Below are 15397 nucleotides of genomic sequence, written 5' to 3'. Positions count from 1 at the left end.
CAACGAGATCCGACGAATCAAAGCCTGCTCGTACTTGGTTGTATACGAGTTGAGTGACGGGGTGATGTGGACGAACATCGCCAGCTGAAATTTGGGCTTCCAGCCTTGGCACCCTTAAGACAGTCGCGCCCCGATAAACAACCCAGCTGTCTTGGGTGACAAACGGATGGCATCCGGGCTGTAGTACGCAAGCGGGATCAAAAAAAGAATTTGGCTTAACCGATGAGATGTTGACAACCAATACACTCATATCGCCGGCTTCACCGCAGTAAACTGGGTCGTTCATGACGACATGGAGGTGGGGAACGGGGCCGGTCAAAATGAACAGCGTTCCTTGCTGGAAGACGTTCCCTGGCATCAACTCATCTCAGAAAGTTTTTGACCCAATCTTCTGCGTGCGTCTAGCGCAGCACTTTTGCCCCGGGCTAACTCCTCCGAAGCGCCTAAAGCTTGGAAAGTCATCGCAGCATCAATCGGTAACCGCGATGCTCCTGGATCGACCCACTCAGGGAGCGTGTGGGTATAGTTGACGATTTCCCAACGCTTCATCCGCCCAAAGCGTGCATACACCTCGTCAAGAATCGCCAGATCGGCGCGCGACAACTCATCAAGCTCCTCCCACGCAAAATCTCGATTGAGTCGAACCTGATTGTCATCAACAGGACTGACGAGATCACTCCAAACGTCGTCCCGCACAACACCACGGAGCAAATTCAAAGTGTTGGAAAGGATTGGCCCATTCTTCATGCTGTAATGAGCATCGTCAGACATCGGAGCGTCGTAACGCTCCATGCTGAGCCGATCAGCCAAATACATCAGCTTGATCAGCTTCAGATGGGACATCGGTCCCTCACGGCGGGCCAAAAAGAAAGCCGCCATGTGGGCTACTTTTTGTACGCTGAATATCACGGTATCACCTCTCTTCTGCCATCCATTGGCATGTCTTTCGGTGGCGGATTATCGCCTTGGTCATTATTTAGTCAAGTTGGACTAGGTGAAGACTCAGTTTTTCAGACGAAGGGCAAGATCCATGCTTGCCCCCGCCTCAACACCCTCTGACGATGGGTATAGCACAGGTATTCGCCTTTTTCGCTTGCCATGGCATTCCCCCCCTCAGCAGGTAAAGGCGAGCCAGACCATAAAGCCCTTGTCGACGCTGGAATTTCCGTCCAACGTCCGTCCGATTTAGGAAGATTTCAATTGCTGCACATATACACAGAAGTATTGGAAAATCATTGGTTTATCGGGGACTGCTCAATGACTGCAGCACCCTAACTCGGGCTCATAATCCTTTGGTCCACGGTTCAAGTCCGTTGCTCGACCAGCATTGTTGACCCTGTCATGAAAAGATGAGCGCGGATTACTGATGCGCGCGCGGTGGAATACATCGAACACCTCACGCATCGTGCTCCTGGGTAAAGCATCTTCTCTTGGCATTGGTACTGGCTCCATATGAAAGAAACCAGATAGCAGCGAGAGTGCTCCAGATTGGACCCGAAAGCGGTTGCTTGGGATTTGCCGTATGGATATTTTCAAACGTGGGCTGGGAAAAAGGTAATTTTGGTAAGCGAGGTATAGAAATGGGCTACAGCCCTTGTGGTGCCTGGCTTTCAGTCATTACCTCAAGAGGTAATTTTAGGTAAGAGTTAGGGTAATAATTTCTCAAGTGCCCAATTTTACTGGGTTTAAGGGCTATCAGGGATTACTCATAGTAAAGGTAATTTTCTAACTTCATACTTACCAAATTATTACCTTTAAGGAATTCTCTCAACGCCACGATTTTCAAGGCTTCCAGAGGTTGGCTCACGCTGTATTACCAAAATTACCTTTTTCCCATGGGTCAACATGAAACGTCGAAATGGCTTTCGCGACCCTGTTCTGCAACCTGGTGCGCAAAACCCATGGGACTGACATGGGACTGAGATTAAAAATCTCGCTCCTCTGCAGCCCTTATAAACCGGGGGGGTGTGCTCAAAAAAGCGCAAACGGGTAGTTTCGAATCTCTCCTTCACCGCCATATTCTGTAAACACAAACCCCTGATTTTCCTAGAGAAAGTCGGGAGTTTGTGGTTTTTGGCGTCTGGAAAAGGGCGATATGGGCCTAGTAGGTAGTGTTGTATACCTAAGCAAACCCGTCCGTATCCAGAGCGAAGTCAGCGTCTTCGCTAAGCATTGAAGCTTGGTGCGGCAAGTGTGAAGCCTGAGAAGCGAATGTCTAAAAGCCATGCCTGCTGCACAGCAGCAATAAGCGTACTTCCTTACACGACTCACGGATTCCCCTGACAGCATCGCCCCGACTCCTCCCGATATCTTGTAGCCGTGCCATACGGACGGTGAACTTTGTTCTACAAAAAAATCGCTTCCCCGAATCAGGTAGCGGTGTTCTTTGTATTGGACGCTCGAGGGCAACGGGTCCCGAGTGCGTTTTGAATTGAACGGAGTGGTGGCAACCTTTCATCGGCCTCACCCAGACAAAGAAGCGAAGCCCTACCAAGTGCGTGACGCTCGGGCTTTCCTTGAGCAAGCAGGAGTCATCCCGTGAACGTAATGAATTACAACGGCTATGCCGCGCGAATTGAATACAGCGATGAAGACGGCCTTTTCGTCGGCCACATCGCAGGTATCAAAGATATCGTTGGGTTTCACGGCGAGTCAGTTGCTGAGCTGCGAAAAGCCTTCCAGGAGGCAGTTACGGATTACCTCGAAACCTGCGCCAAGCTCGGGCGCTCTCCTCAAAAACCCTATTCGGGCAATCTCAGCCTGCGCTTGGCGCCGGCGCTCCACGCGACAGTTGCTGTGAAGGCGCAGTTGGCGCAAAAAAGCATTAATCAATGGGTGGCTGATGTACTTGATCGAGAGGTGCATGCCTGAATAATCGCCAGTTCGCAGAGTGCTACCCGTCAACCACTTAGCTTTTCAAGCAAGTGGTTTACTATCGCCAACTTTTCAACTGCACAAGGATTGCCGCTCAAATGATCACCACTACAACCCACACCATTGAAGGCCGGCAGATCACCGCTTACCTCGACATCGTCAGTGCCGAGTCGGTGCAAGGCGTCAACGTGATCCGTGACCTGTTCGCCGGGATGCGCGATTTTTTCGGTGGGCGTTCGCAGACGCTGGAGCGTGCGCTTAAAGAAGCGCGTATTCAGGCTACGGATGAAATCAAGGAGCGTGCGCAGGCGTTGAACGCGGACGCGGTTGTCGGGCTGGATTTCGAGATCAGCATGCCGGCAGGCAAGAGCGGGATGGTTGTGGTGTTCGCTACCGGTACCGCAGTGAAGTTACGCTGATGCGCCCTCACCGAGCAGAGGTTTGTGATTGGTAGATTTCGATATTGCCATGTTTAAGTTGTTTGTAGGCTGTGTAGGGCAAGACCAGGGTGTCGGTCAGGCCGGAGAGCATGATGTCGAGCACAACCAGGCTCGCCGTCGGGGTGCCTTTCCAGCTTTTTTGCGGCAACTCCGGCGCATGCATGATGCAGAAGTCGTAACCCACCCCGCTGTATACCCGCGAAATCGAGTCACAGTACGTGTGGCGTTTTCTTAGATCATTGCCTGCCACCGAGTCGTCCTGCAACACGCTGCTGAGCGTGCCGCAGCCTGTTAGCGCGACTGTCATGAGTATCAAGCCAAGACTTTTCGGGGTGATTGCCGTTGTCATGTTCGCGTTCCTTCGCGGGTGATGGTGTGTCACGCGGAAGTTAGGCTAGCTGAAAGAGGCCGTTGTTCCAGCGAACGGGCTGGTCGGCTTGTTTTTACCTAGGCCATTCGTCGGTCGCCAGGCAATCTGAACAACAGGTCCAGGAATGACCGACTAGTCTCAAAATTCTTGAAGGTTGATATTTTTCCAGGCAAATACGCTTGCCGGTATCGATCCGATCTTATGAAGGGGCGAAAAATGACTAATCCGTACATCGAACACGACGCGGGTGAATTTTCCGTTAACAACTGCGTGCATTGTGGTCAGACCGAGTACCACGCCGGGTTTGGCGAGGATCCTGCTCAGAATGACAAGATCAAATCGGCAGTGCCCAAGGCGCAGAAAGCCAAGTTTTTGCCCAGAGTGTCGGCGCGATCCAGAAAATGAATCATCGGCACCACGCCCCGTCATAGCACGGGGTTTTTTGTGTCTGGCGCCGGGCGCGGACATTTCCTACAGATGAGTGCGACTTGTTCGATTGTTTTCACAAACTTTTCACAGCCGTCGATCTAAGGTGAAGCCATCCGTTAGAAAGCAAGTCTCCAGCCCGTCTCCCCAGCGGGCTTTTTTTTGTCCGCGATAAAACCTTTTGCATAATCGCTGTCCAATCGGCGCCTGGTGCACGGTATTCCTGGACTTTGTCTGGACTTTGCCGCCGTAACGGCATTCAATCCCCGCCCTTTGCTCATCCCTATTGTTGAGGTTTTCGTCATGCGTTTAACACTGCCTGCTCTGGTTCTTGGCCTTCTGGTCGCTCAAGGCGCGATGGCTGCCGGCGACGGCACGGCTGCAGTTGGTGGTGGTCTGGGTGGCGCGCTGGGTAACGTGCTCGGCCAGAAAATGGGTGGCAGCACGGGTGGCGCGATTGGTGCCGGTGTAGCAGGCGCGGCCGGCAGCGCAATGGCGGCGCGCAAAGGCAGCCGGACGAAAGCGGCTATTGGCGGCGGTGTCGGCGCGGCGGGCGGTTCGGTGATTGGTAACAGCCTCGGCGGCCGTACCGGCGCGACCATTGGTGCTGGCCTGGGTGGTGCAGCCGGTGGTGCGGTCGGTAGCAATTTGTCGAAAGGCCACAAGCGTCATTAATCGAAATCGCGTACGAAAATGTCCGGCCTGATGTCTTTTTTTCATCGCTGAACGTTTGTCGAATAAACAGCTCTAATGGCACATAGCCCACTGCGTGGGCATACCGTCCCGGTTCGGGAACTGTGAGGTTCAAATGCGTTTGACACTATCTGCACTGTTTTTCGGATTGTTTGTGGCTCAAGGCGCCATGGCCGCTGGCGATGGCACAGCCGCTGTCGGAGGCGGGCTAGGCGGTGCACTTGGAAACGTGATTGGCGGACAGCTCGGCGGCAGCACAGGCGCAGCGGTTGGCGCAGGTGTCGGCGGCGCGGCGGGTAGCGCAGTTGGCGCACGCAAAGGCAGCCGCACTGAGGCGGCGATTGGCGGCGGTTTGGGTTCGGCCGGTGGATCGGTGATTGGTAACAGCATTGGCGGCTCGACCGGCTCGACTATCGGCGCAGGTCTTGGCGGCGCTGCGGGTGGCGCTGTGGGCAGTAACCTCGGCAACGACGACGGCAAATCCCACTCTGGCAGCGGCCATAAGCACAAGCACAAGAACAAACACAAGAATCGGCATGACTGATTAGTTTTCGAAGCTCTGGAAACCCGGCGTGATGCCGGGTTTTTTGCATCTGCGATTCGCAGATCGGAACGTTTGGCCGCGGGGACTTTCGAACTTTATACATTCCCGAACAATGCGAGGCATGCCATGAACGCAGAGACTGAAGGCAAGGAAGAGAAGGGCCCGAGCGGAGTGCCGTTTATCAAAGACCCGGAGAAGCGCGAGCTGAATGATCCGGGGAACGAAGATCCGGGGTCGCTGATGGATGATGCGACGGTGCCGTTGAATGATTCTGATGAGGCGGATATGGAGTATGACGAGGATGAGGATGAGCAGTGATTGGTGAGTGGGAGTATTGAGCAAGGTACAGGCACCATCCTTAAGACTTCAGGGCCTGTATTCCAGGCCCTTTGAGAGGAACGGCGTGACTAAACACACCTCTCGCCCTCTATCTCGCGGAGAAAAGAAACATCGATTCTATGTGCGGTGATTTGGATGTATTGCTTGTTTAAGTATGGGTAGTCGTAGTGAATGTCTTGATCACCAAATTCAATTGCCGACCTTAAAATACCATCGTCCAGAAAACCAAAAATATTGCAGGAGAGGCCTTTACCTAGCACCTCTATTTGCTTTTTTTCATTTTCGACAGGCATCACCATAAGCTCATCGGGTAGGACCATTTCGAACTCGGTTTCATAAGATTTTCCGACTTCAATTAATATTGGGCAGTAGTTTACGAAGCATTTTATAGAAGCGTCTCCAACTTGCAGGATGGCGATATCATCTTCGTCGCCGCCGGTTTCAATGATCACCGCTTTGTATTTTCTAGTCATAAATTGGTCTCACTGTTTTGTCCTGTGCACTGCCGTTAATTGTTCGCCAGAATTCTTTTCCGCTTTTTGTGTGAAGCGTAGTAATTTCACCGTTGTTGTTAGTGCCGACAAAGGCAAATTTTGCCTCTCCTCTACGATTGTTTCCCATTAGCTGAAAATACCCTGTTCGAATTTGCTCCTTGTAAAGGTACTCAATGCGAGACCCTTGATTCACCACGTCTTGTGCTATGAGCAAATATTCTTCTTTGCTCATGGCCCTAAACTCTGCACCATGTTTTTCATAATGCTCTTCAAGCTTTTTGTCACTACCAAACTGCTTATGTGGTGATTTCAGCTTAGGAGTCTGCGGCTCACCTTCATCAACAACGGAGCCGCCAACATCACCGGGTGCCACGCAACCCGGTTTATCTGGCGGAGGGCAATCGGAACTCAGCCCCAACGGATCCACCCACCCCGTCGGATTCGGCACGTACTGGTACTGATTCAGCCCCCCAGCCAACTTCACCGGATCCGGCGTCAGATACCGCCCAACCTCCGGATCGTAATACCGATGCCGGTTGTAGTGCAGGCCACTTTCTTCATCGAAGTACTGCCCCTGAAACCGCAGCGGCTGGTCGAGGTAGTCCTCGCCGGCCAGTTCCACCGAGGTGGTTTTGCCGTACGCGGCGTACTGCGCCGACCAGGCGATCTCGCCGCTGTAGTCGGTGAGTTCCTGCGGCGTGCCGAGGTGGTCGAGTTGGTAGTAGAACGGGCAGGCGCGTTTTGGGCCTTTGCCGTCGAGCATCGCGAGCGGGGGGAAGGTGCCGGGTTCGTAGATGAAGCTGCGGTGTTGTTCTTTGCTGCTTTCGGCGACGAGGTGGTCGCCTTGCCAGAAGAATTCGGTGGTCTGGCCGTCGACGGTTTTGCTGATGCGCCGGCCGAAGGCGTCGTAGCGGTAGCTGGCGGTTGTTCCGTCGGGGCGGGTCAGGCCGATCAGGCGATGCTGGCTGTCGTAGCGGTATTCGGTGATCAGTTGTTGCGCGAGGCCACGGCGTTCGCGGATCAGGTTGCCGAAGGCGTCGTAGTCGTAGTGGCGGTCGCCTTGGGCCAGCAGGCGGTTGCCCTTGACGCTGCTCGGTCCCGGACGGTCCTGCATCAGCAGGTTGCCGGCCGGGTCGTGAGCGTAGCTTTCGGGGAGATGGTCGCGGGTGTGGCACACTCGGATCAGGCGGTCGAGGGCGTCGTACTGATAGTTGCGTTGACCGTGGCGGGTGTCGGCGATCTGCTCCAGATTGCCGTTGGGGCTGTAGGCATAATCGCGGCGATACACCGAACTGCGTTGATGGCCTACGGCGTGAGCCTGCAAACGGCCTTGCTCGTCGTAGGCATATTCGCTGAGCAGCAGGCCTTGCTGGCGTTGTTGTTCACGACCGGACTGATAGACGTGGCGAGTGAGCTGCGCGCCGTTGAGGTGGATCGCAGTCAGCGCGCCACCCTTGGCGTACAGGTAGTCGAGTTTGCTGTTGTCGGGCAGGCGCAGGCGTTTGAGCTGGCCGCAGGCGTCGTAGGCGTAACGCAGGGTGCCCCAGCCCTGGTGTTCGCTGATCAGCCGGTCCTGAGTGTCGTAGGCAAATTCCAGCGGGTGCCGCTGGCCATCGTCGACGCCGCTGAGTCGGCCGAGGCGGTCGTAGCGGTATTCCACACGCACGCCATCGGGCAGGGTCTTGACCAGCAGGCGCCCGGCCGCATCACGCTCGTAAGCGGTGACCAGCGTCGAACCGTCATCGCCAAACTCGGTTTTCTCCAGCAGGTGCCCATTACGGTCGTAGACGTAAGCCGTGCGCCGGCCGTCGAAGCCGGTTTCCTGTCGGATCAATCCGGTCGGCGTGTAGTCCAGCCGATATTGTTCGCCGGACTCGTTCTCGATCTGTGTGAGCAGCAGCTGCGCATGATCGTAGCGATACTGCACCTGCGTGCCGTCGGGATTGATCCGGCGGCTGACCAGGTGCAGATCGTCGTCGTACTCGTAGCGGGTGATGCGACCCAGTTCATCGCGCTCGGCGGTGATCTGGTTGTAGGGGCTGTAGCTGAAAGTACGGCTGGCGCCGGTCGGAGCGATCGTCTGCAGCAGTCGGCCGACGGCGTCCCAAGTCTGCCGAGTAAGCGCGCCGTGTTCGTCGCGGGTGGTAATCCGCCGCCCCAAAGCGTCGTAGGAAAACTGGCGTACGCCGCCATCGGGCAGGGTTTCCTCGACCAACTGCCCTAGGTCGTTCCACACCAGCACATGGCGGCTGGTGTCCGGATAACGGATCGACAGCAACCGACCTTGCGGGTCGTAGTGGTAATGCGTGACATGCCCGTCCGGATCGACCAACTCGGTCACATCGCCCTGAGCATTGCGCCGGTAAGTCCAGACCGCCTCACCCCGCGAACGGGTGTGCAGGAAACCGTGGCGATACTCGTAGGACGTGGGCGCATCTTCCGGCGGAATCAGCGCAATCAGCCGTCCCACCTCGTCATAGCGGTACTCGGTGACCGCGCCCAACGCATCCTGCTCGGCGATCAACCGGCCCGCATCGTCGTAAGCCTTGAGCTGCTCACCCCCATCCGCCGCGACCTTGCGCACCAGCCGCGCACGGTCGTCATGGACGTAAACCTCTTCCGTGCCATCGACGTACTGCACCGTGACACTGCCGGCATCGTCCCAGACATAGCGCGTGTCCATCTGCGAAAACGACGCCCAATGCCGCACGCAGCGCGCGGCTTTGCCAGAGCGTTCCCACGCCCAGTAAAAACTTGCCCCACCGCTGAGTTGCCGCTGCAGGATGACGTGCTGGTCGTCGTAGTCGTAACGCTCGCTGTCGCCGACCGCGTTGGTCGCTTCGATCAGCCGCTGGCGGGCGTCGTAGCGATATCTGACGAGGGTCTGCTGGCTGCGCCAGACCGCCTCGCGCAACACCTGGTAATCCACCGCCACCAGATGCGTGCGCTCATAACGCAGAAACAGCGAACGCCCGGCGCCGTTATCCAGCCGCTGAATCCGATCCTGACGATCACGCGACACCAGCAAGCGGTTGTCGTAGGCATCACTGACCGCCGTCAGCCGCCCCGCGCGAAAGTGATAAAACCGCGCGGAATCCCCGGCCAGCGCAACAATCAGCTCCTCCGGCTCATCCCCGAGAAAAATCGCCGCACGCGACAAGCTGTTGTGAATCGCCGGCCGCGCGACACTCGGCAACGGAAAGCGCGTGCGCCGGTTCTCGTGATCGACCCAGACAACCCCGTCGCCCTCGATCTCCAGCCGATGCGCCAGCGAATGGCTCCAGCCAAAGCCCAGGCCGACGTCGATTTCGGCAGCGCTGTTGCGATACAAGCGGGTGAACTCGAACGGCAGCAATCCATCGAGCGAACCATCGGTCAGCGTCAGCAATTCCTCGCCAGTGACCATCGACACCGGACAACCGTTGGTGCAGGTCAGCGGCGCACAATCCGCGCTGTCACCGTTGGGGTTCTTAGCCTGATCCGAAGCCTCATCCCGAGGCTCGTGCCGCTCCAGCCGCGTCATGTCTTGTGACTTGTTGCGCGATATCGCGGCGGGATTGGGCACCGTCAAGACCGGTCCCTCGCCCTGACGAATCTCCAGCGGCACGGTCGGCGTCGGCTTCAACGGTGCCTGCCGCGCATTGACCGCCAGCGGCCTCAGCGCATTAGCATGTCGGGTCAGATCGGCCTCAGAGGTCAGCTCAGCCAAACGCAACGCCGCAGCCGCCAGCCACTCCCGCGCGCGCGGCGATTTGATCTTGGAGAGGACCTTGGCGCTCAACAGCAGCTTCACGCCCATGCCGCGCCCAACGCACATCAGCAGAAAGCCAATCAGCAACTCGGCGCGAACTTCCGCTACCACCTCGGCCAGATACTGCGGCGGCAGCATCTTCAACCAACTGGTAAACGCCGCCAGATGAATAAACAGCAGCGGCTCGTCACTGAGCATCAACAACCCGTTGGCGATGGTCTCGGCCGAGGCGCTCAACAGGGCGTCCAGTTCAAGCGCCGATAGATACGCCAGGAGTTTTTCGCTGTTGGCCTGCAAATCCGCAAGCAGCGCAAACACTTGCTTCACGTCGTCCCAGACGCCGTTTAACGCGCTCTCAAAACCGCGCCAGTCAGTCTGTTGCAACAAGCCATAACGCTCACTGAACCCGGCACTGGAAAACTCCTTCCACTGCGGCTCAAACCCTGCCCATTCCCCACGCAGCCAGACCTCAAGTCCATCGATGAGACCTTGATAAGACGCGTACAGCGTTTTGACATGCTCGGAGGAAACATCAGGAAAGAAGGTGATGCGATAACGCTGGCCCCGATTGCAGTCGGACACCTCGAGAATGCCGCTGGGGCCGATGGTGTGATGCAGCGGTTCGCCATAGCTGAGGACGCCATCAACCTCGGCAACCACCGGTTCCAGCATCACCGGCGTATTACCAATCGGCACATACCGTGCGGCTTCGAACATATGCACCAAGGTCAGCGGACCTTGAGCAGGGCACATGAACACCGAAGAACTGAGCGCTTTACGCGACTTGATCGGCGCAGTCAGCGACACATCGTTGCCGACCTTGAACACCTGCTCGACATCCAGCGCCGTGCCAGTCCAGAACTGCTCGGCCCAGGCGTCGTAGTTGTTCAAACACAGGCGAAATTCGCCGAACAGCGCTTCGGCGTCGGGCTGCTCGGGATTCAGCGCCGCGACCACCAGCAAACCAATGGTGTTATTGAGTTTCAGCAGAGGATCGGGTGGAAGCATTCGCAGTCGCTCGCGCAATTCGATGGAAGGCGCGCAACTGTGCGGGGGATCAAACGGGAAAGAAGTCAGCCAAGTAGGCGGTGGCTGTAGGGTATTTCGCTAATTGCCTGCGACTGGTTTAAACCAAACAGCAGAGATTGCCCGTTGCCCAATGGCGATCACGCTCGTTATGCTGCTGAACCCTTTAATCAGATCCGTGCTGCTGCCTCAACGGCGCGGGGCTGGATGACATTGCTGACGGATCCGATGATGAATGCACCGCTGATGGCGTTCGGCCCGATCAAGGCCGTGATTTTCGATATGGACGGTTTGCTGCTGGACACCGAGGGCATCTACACCGAGGTCACGTCGATGATTGCGGCGCGGTACGGACGCACCTTCGACTGGAGCATCAAGCAGAACATCATTGGCCGTGGCGCAGGTGATCTGGCGCGCTACGTGGTTGAGGCGCTGGATCTGCCGATCACGGCTGAAGAGTTTCTGGTGATCCGCGAACCGTTGATGCGCGAGCGTTTCCCCACTGCCCAGGCGATGGCGGGGGCAGAGGAACTGGTGCGTCACCTCAAGGCGCATAACATTCCGATTGCGGTCGGCACCAGTTCTTCGCGTCAGTCATTCGCTCAGAAAACCACGTTGCACCGCGAGTGGTTTGCGCTGTTCGACTTCATCGTGACGGCGGATGACCCGGAGGTTGGCGCAGCCAAACCGGCGCCGGATATCTTCCTGACGGCTGCCCGGCGTTTGGGTGTGGCGCCGGAAGATTGTCTGGTGTTCGAGGACTCGCCATTCGGCGTGACGGCGGCCAAAGCGGCAGGCATGACCGCCATCGCGATTCCTGATGCGGCGATGGCCGATGAAAAATACGCACACGCCGACGGGATTCTTCGTACGTTGAAAGCGTTCACCCCAGCTGCTTGCGGATTGCCGGCGCTGGATTGGGCCTGACGTAACCGCAGGCAAAAAAACGCCGCCCCTCCATTAAGGAAGGGCGGCGTTTTTCGTTCAGAGTATTTCAGCCGTATCAGGCGCCGAAACCGCCGTCGATGGTCAGGCTGGCACCGGTGATGTAGCCGGCTTCAGGGCCTGCCAGGTAGGCGACGAAGCTGGCGATTTCTTCAGCCTTGCCGTAACGGCCGACCGCCATCAGCGGTATCAGGCTGTCGGCGAACTCGCCGTGGGCCGGGTTCATGTCGGTGTCGACCGGGCCGGGCTGCACGTTGTTGATGGTGATGCCGCGTGGGCCGAGATCGCGCGCCAGGCCTTTGGTCAGGCCAACCAGTGCCGATTTGCTCATCGCATACACACTGCCACCACCGAAGGGCATGCGATCGGCGTTGGTGCTGCCGATATTGATGATGCGCGCGCCTTCGCCCATGTGCTTGGCGGCCTCCTGGGAAGCGATGAACACGCTGCGTACGTTGATCGCCAGGGTCTGATCGAAGTCTTCCAGTTTGAAATCTTCCAGCGGCGCGATGGCGAGGATCCCGGCGTTGTTGACCAGGATATCGAGGCGGCCAAAGGCTTCAACGGTGGCAGCCACGGCGCTGCGGATGGCATCGGCGTTGGCACTGTCGGCCTTGATTGCGAGGGCTTTGCCGCCGTTGCCGGTGATGCTGTTCTGCAGTTCCTGAGCCTTGGCGTCGGAGCTTACATAAGTGAAGGCGACTGCTGCGCCTTCAGCGGCCAGACGTTTGACGATGGCGGCGCCGATGCCGCGAGAGCCGCCTTGAATCAGAGCGACTTTACCGCTGAGGTTTTGAGTGGTCATGTGCGATCTCCAGAAATTTCAAGGCAGGCTGCCTTGGTGTCGGAGTCGAGTATCTGCCGCCAGCCAGCAACCGTGTAGCCCGAGGTTGCTATAGTCTGTGTAAACCAGAAGTTTATAGTGGCGACCATGGAAACATTCAGTAGTATCGAATCCTTCGTCCGCAGTGCCGAGGTCGGCAGCTTCGCCGAAGCCGCCAGACGCCTCAGTCTGACCCCGGCAGCGGTCGGCAAAAGCGTGGCGAAACTCGAAGCACGTCTTGGCGTAAGGCTGTTTCAGCGCAGCACCCGCAGTTTGACGCTGACCGAGGCCGGGCAACTGTTTTTGAGCGAGGTCAGCGCCAGCCTCACCACAATCCAGAATGCCGTAGCGAATCTGGCCAGCGCCGAAGGGCAACCGGCGGGTACGTTGAAGGTCAGCATGGGCACGGTGTTTGGGCGGCTGTACATCGTGCCGTTGCTGGGTGAGTTTCTGCATCGGTTCCCGGCGATCAATCCAGACTGGCATTTCGATAATCGTCAGGTCGATCTGATCGGGCAGGGCTTTGATGCGGCGATTGGCGGCGGTTTTGAACTGCCGCAAGGCGTGGTCGCGCGCAAGCTGACTCCGGCGCATAGGGTATTGGTGGCGTCTCGCGAATATCTGGATAGCCACTCGGCAATTAATCAGCCGGAGGACCTGAAGGATCACGACGGAATCCTGATCCGCTCACCGCAAACCGGTCGCGTGCGCTCGTGGCAGTTGAGCGATCGCAAGCAACAACACAGCCCCTTGATTCTGCGCGTGCGAATGACCATGAGCGATTCCGAGGCCGCTTGCGCCACGGCGGCGCAGGGCTTGGGCATTGCGTTAGTAAGCATGCCGTTTGCCGTTGGTTATCTGGACACCGGGCGTTTACAGCGAGTGTTGCCGGACTGGTACGTCGACGATGGCAACATCTCGATCTATTACGCGGAGCACAAATTGCTGCCCGGCAAAACTCGAGCATTTGTCGATTTCGTCATCGAGCAGTTTGCCGAGCAGGGACTGGCCAAGCGCTTCAGTGCAGTTTGAACCCGGTTTGAAACCGGGTTCCGACTAAGCTCTGGATTTGCCGATGATATTGCCGGCGTGCAAGCCGCACTCTTTCTGCGTAGCTTCTTCCCACCACCAGCGACCTTCGCGCTCGTGCTGGTTTGGCAGCACCGGGCGGGTGCAGGGTTCGCAGCCGATGCTGATGAAGCCGCGCTCATGCAGGCTGTTATACGGCAGCTCGAGCATGCGGATGTAGCCCCAGATTTCCTCGCTGGTCATCTGTGCCAACGGGTTGAACTTGTACAGCGTGCGCTCCGGAGTCGAGAACGCAGTGTCGATTTCCAGTACCGCTACCGCGCTGCGGGTGCCCGGGCTCTGGTCACGGCGCTGGCCAGTAGCCCAGGCTTTGACGCCGGACAGTTTACGGCGTAGCGGCTCGATCTTGCGGATCCCGCAGCATTCGCCGTGGCCGTCCTTGTAGAAACTGAACAGGCCTTTTTCCTTCACGAACGGTTCGAGTTTTGTGTAGTCCGGCGATACCAGTTCGATGTCGATCTTGTAGTGCTCGCGCACCTGATCGATGAAGCGGTAGGTCTCCGGGTGCAGGCGCCCGGTGTCGAGACTGAAGACTTTGACGTTCTTGTTGAGCTTCCAGGCCATGTCCACCAGCACCACATCCTCGGCGCCGCTGAAAGATATCCACAGCTCGTCACCGAACTCGGCGAAAGCGAGTTTGAGGATGTCTTGCGCGGATTTGTTGGCATAGGTCGTGGCGAGTTCCACGACGTCGAACGTTGGGCTCATCAGGGCGGCTTCCTACAGGTCGGTGGCGCTGGGCGCTCTATATGGCGGCGATGTTAACAAAAAGTCGCGTTGGCCGGGGCGTGCTGTGCGTTGCACGGGCCGGGTCGAGCCGCTAGAGTTCGGGCTCGCTCGACTCAATAAACATTACAAACGGAGTGTCCTGTGGAAATTGCCTGTCTTGATCTTGAAGGGGTGTTGGTGCCGGAAATCTGGATCGCCTTCGCCGAGAAAACCGGAATCGAATCCCTCAAGGCCACCACCCGGGACATTCCCGATTACGACGTGCTGATGCAGCAGCGCCTGCGCATCCTCGACGAGCACGGCTTGAAACTCTCGGACATTCAGGAAGTGATCGCCACGCTCAAGCCGCTGGATGGCGCAGTGGAGTTCGTCAATTGGCTACGCGAACGCTTCCAGGTGGTGATTCTATCGGACACCTTCTACGAATTTTCCCAACCGCTGATGCGTCAGCTGGGCTTCCCGACCTTGCTTTGTCATCGTCTGATTACGGACGACAGCGGGCGGGTCACCAGCTATCAACTGCGTCAGAAAGATCCGAAGCGCCAGTCAGTGTTGGCGTTCAAAAGCCTGTATTACCGGGTGATTGCCGCGGGCGATTCCTACAACGACACGAGCATGCTCGGTGAAGCGGATGCGGGGATTCTGTTTCATGCGCCGGACAATGTGATTCGCGAGTTTCCACAGTTCCCGGCGGTGCATACCTTTGCCGAGTTGAAGCAGGAATTCATCAAAGCCTCGAACCGCAATCTAAGCCTGTAATCCGATCATGTAGGAGCTGCGGCACGCTGCGATCTTTTGATCTTGTTTTTTTCAAGATCAAGATCAAAAGATCGCAGCGTGCCGCAGCTCCTACA

16 protein-coding genes are annotated in these 15397 nt (G+C 57.2%); 10 read left to right on the top strand and 6 right to left on the bottom strand.

All coding sequences use genetic code 11. The features are described 5' to 3' along the window. Positions 1 to 357: 357 nt before the first annotated feature. Positions 358 to 909 (bottom strand): Panacea domain-containing protein, encoded by a 552-nt coding sequence (locus tag ACP7EE_RS13180; protein WP_426234846.1) that lies wholly within the window; start codon positions 907 to 909, stop codon positions 358 to 360. A 1477-nt stretch (positions 910 to 2386) separates the two neighbouring features. On the opposite strand from ACP7EE_RS13180, the gene ACP7EE_RS13175 reads away from it, so the two are divergent. The 3 genes from ACP7EE_RS13175 (at position 2387) to ACP7EE_RS13165 (ending at position 3293) form a co-directional block, all read left to right on the top strand. Beyond that, on the top strand, positions 2387 to 2542 hold the full coding sequence (locus ACP7EE_RS13175) for a type II toxin-antitoxin system HicA family toxin (protein WP_426234845.1): 156 nt from the start codon (positions 2387 to 2389) through the stop codon (positions 2540 to 2542). Next, positions 2539 to 2871 carry a type II toxin-antitoxin system HicB family antitoxin gene (locus tag ACP7EE_RS13170; protein WP_426234844.1) on the top strand — a complete coding sequence of 111 codons (333 nt, stop codon included), beginning with the start codon at positions 2539 to 2541 and terminating at the stop codon, positions 2869 to 2871. Before ACP7EE_RS13175 ends, ACP7EE_RS13170 begins: the two co-directional genes overlap by 4 nt. A 101-nt stretch (positions 2872 to 2972) precedes the next feature. Further along, the gene (locus tag ACP7EE_RS13165; protein WP_426234843.1) at positions 2973 to 3293 is read left to right on the top strand and encodes a YbjQ family protein; all 321 of its coding nucleotides are present in this window, start codon (positions 2973 to 2975) and stop codon (positions 3291 to 3293) included. A gap of 7 nt (positions 3294 to 3300) precedes the next feature. Here the strand turns inward: ACP7EE_RS13165 and ACP7EE_RS13160 are convergent, their stop codons facing one another. Next, positions 3301 to 3663, bottom strand: coding sequence for a YceK/YidQ family lipoprotein (locus ACP7EE_RS13160; RefSeq protein WP_426234842.1), 363 nt, complete (start codon positions 3661 to 3663; stop codon positions 3301 to 3303). Positions 3664 to 3900: 237 nt separating this feature from the next. Here ACP7EE_RS13160 and ACP7EE_RS13155 point away from each other — a divergent pair, with 237 nt between their 5' ends. The 4 genes from ACP7EE_RS13155 to ACP7EE_RS13140 all read left to right on the top strand — a co-directional run bounded on the left by ACP7EE_RS13155 (position 3901) and on the right by ACP7EE_RS13140 (position 5665). Then, positions 3901 to 4089: a hypothetical protein gene (locus ACP7EE_RS13155; protein ID WP_426234841.1), complete on the top strand. Its 189-nt coding sequence runs from the start codon at positions 3901 to 3903 to the stop codon at positions 4087 to 4089. 324 nt (positions 4090 to 4413) lie between these two features. Next, positions 4414 to 4785 (top strand): glycine zipper domain-containing protein, encoded by a 372-nt coding sequence (locus ACP7EE_RS13150; protein ID WP_420650449.1) that lies wholly within the window; start codon positions 4414 to 4416, stop codon positions 4783 to 4785. Positions 4786 to 4918: 133 nt separating this feature from the next. Next, positions 4919 to 5347: a glycine zipper domain-containing protein gene (locus ACP7EE_RS13145; RefSeq protein ID WP_420651505.1), complete on the top strand. Its 429-nt coding sequence runs from the start codon at positions 4919 to 4921 to the stop codon at positions 5345 to 5347. 126 nt (positions 5348 to 5473) lie between these two features. Then, a complete protein-coding gene (locus tag ACP7EE_RS13140) occupies positions 5474 to 5665 on the top strand; it encodes a hypothetical protein (RefSeq protein ID WP_426234840.1) in 192 nt (63 codons plus the stop codon). Positions 5666 to 5754: 89 nt separating this feature from the next. On the opposite strand, the gene ACP7EE_RS13135 is transcribed toward ACP7EE_RS13140, so the two are convergent. Beyond that, positions 5755 to 6159, bottom strand: coding sequence for a hypothetical protein (locus ACP7EE_RS13135; protein ID WP_426234839.1), 405 nt, complete (start codon positions 6157 to 6159; stop codon positions 5755 to 5757). Further along, positions 6152 to 10939 (bottom strand): RHS repeat-associated core domain-containing protein, encoded by a 4788-nt coding sequence (locus tag ACP7EE_RS13130; RefSeq protein ID WP_426234838.1) that lies wholly within the window; start codon positions 10937 to 10939, stop codon positions 6152 to 6154. The genes ACP7EE_RS13135 and ACP7EE_RS13130 overlap by 8 nt, the downstream gene beginning before the upstream one ends. A gap of 249 nt (positions 10940 to 11188) precedes the next feature. Here ACP7EE_RS13130 and ACP7EE_RS13125 point away from each other — a divergent pair, with 249 nt between their 5' ends. Beyond that, positions 11189 to 11884 (top strand): HAD-IA family hydrolase, encoded by a 696-nt coding sequence (locus tag ACP7EE_RS13125; protein WP_426234907.1) that lies wholly within the window; start codon positions 11189 to 11191, stop codon positions 11882 to 11884. Between the two features lie 76 nt (positions 11885 to 11960). Here the strand turns inward: ACP7EE_RS13125 and ACP7EE_RS13120 are convergent, their stop codons facing one another. Then, positions 11961 to 12707 (bottom strand): 3-oxoacyl-ACP reductase family protein, encoded by a 747-nt coding sequence (locus ACP7EE_RS13120; RefSeq protein ID WP_420648828.1) that lies wholly within the window; start codon positions 12705 to 12707, stop codon positions 11961 to 11963. A gap of 126 nt (positions 12708 to 12833) precedes the next feature. On the opposite strand from ACP7EE_RS13120, the gene ACP7EE_RS13115 reads away from it, so the two are divergent. Beyond that, a complete protein-coding gene (locus ACP7EE_RS13115) occupies positions 12834 to 13757 on the top strand; it encodes a LysR family transcriptional regulator (RefSeq protein WP_426234837.1) in 924 nt (307 codons plus the stop codon). Positions 13758 to 13781: 24 nt separating this feature from the next. Here ACP7EE_RS13115 and ACP7EE_RS13110 read toward each other — a convergent pair whose 3' ends face one another. Then, on the bottom strand, positions 13782 to 14522 hold the full coding sequence (locus ACP7EE_RS13110; protein WP_426234836.1) for a phosphoadenylyl-sulfate reductase: 741 nt from the start codon (positions 14520 to 14522) through the stop codon (positions 13782 to 13784). Positions 14523 to 14684: 162 nt separating this feature from the next. Between ACP7EE_RS13110 and thrH the strand changes: the two genes are divergently transcribed. After that, positions 14685 to 15302: a bifunctional phosphoserine phosphatase/homoserine phosphotransferase ThrH gene (gene thrH, locus ACP7EE_RS13105; RefSeq protein WP_420648825.1), complete on the top strand. Its 618-nt coding sequence runs from the start codon at positions 14685 to 14687 to the stop codon at positions 15300 to 15302. Positions 15303 to 15397: the final 95 nt, after the last annotated feature.

The organism is Pseudomonas sp. TWP3-2, from assembly GCF_049897765.1.
Classification (GTDB): Bacteria; Pseudomonadota; Gammaproteobacteria; order Pseudomonadales; family Pseudomonadaceae; genus Aquipseudomonas.
The sequence above is the reverse complement of the archived record's forward strand: the minus strand, read 5'-3'. Positions and strand labels throughout refer to the sequence as shown.

Bases quoted from the DNA above. Each gene is read 5' to 3' on its own strand.
- ACP7EE_RS13155 (WP_426234841.1), top strand. From the start codon at position 3,901: ATGACTAATCCGTACATCGAACACGACGCGGGTGAATTTTCCGTTAAC.
- ACP7EE_RS13140 (WP_426234840.1), top strand. From the start codon at position 5,474: ATGAACGCAGAGACTGAAGGCAAGGAAGAGAAGGGCCCGAGCGGAGTG.
- ACP7EE_RS13125 (WP_426234907.1), top strand. From the start codon at position 11,189: ATGAATGCACCGCTGATGGCGTTCGGCCCGATCAAGGCCGTGATTTTC.
- ACP7EE_RS13115 (WP_426234837.1), top strand. From the start codon at position 12,834: ATGGAAACATTCAGTAGTATCGAATCCTTCGTCCGCAGTGCCGAGGTC.
- ACP7EE_RS13145 (WP_420651505.1), top strand. From the start codon at position 4,919: ATGCGTTTGACACTATCTGCACTGTTTTTCGGATTGTTTGTGGCTCAA.
- ACP7EE_RS13135 (WP_426234839.1), bottom strand. From the start codon at position 6,159: ATGACTAGAAAATACAAAGCGGTGATCATTGAAACCGGCGGCGACGAA.
- ACP7EE_RS13130 (WP_426234838.1), bottom strand. From the start codon at position 10,939: ATGCTTCCACCCGATCCTCTGCTGAAACTCAATAACACCATTGGTTTG.
- ACP7EE_RS13150 (WP_420650449.1), top strand. From the start codon at position 4,414: ATGCGTTTAACACTGCCTGCTCTGGTTCTTGGCCTTCTGGTCGCTCAA.
- ACP7EE_RS13110 (WP_426234836.1), bottom strand. From the start codon at position 14,522: ATGAGCCCAACGTTCGACGTCGTGGAACTCGCCACGACCTATGCCAAC.
- ACP7EE_RS13165 (WP_426234843.1), top strand. From the start codon at position 2,973: ATGATCACCACTACAACCCACACCATTGAAGGCCGGCAGATCACCGCT.
- ACP7EE_RS13120 (WP_420648828.1), bottom strand. From the start codon at position 12,707: ATGACCACTCAAAACCTCAGCGGTAAAGTCGCTCTGATTCAAGGCGGC.
- ACP7EE_RS13160 (WP_426234842.1), bottom strand. From the start codon at position 3,663: ATGACAACGGCAATCACCCCGAAAAGTCTTGGCTTGATACTCATGACA.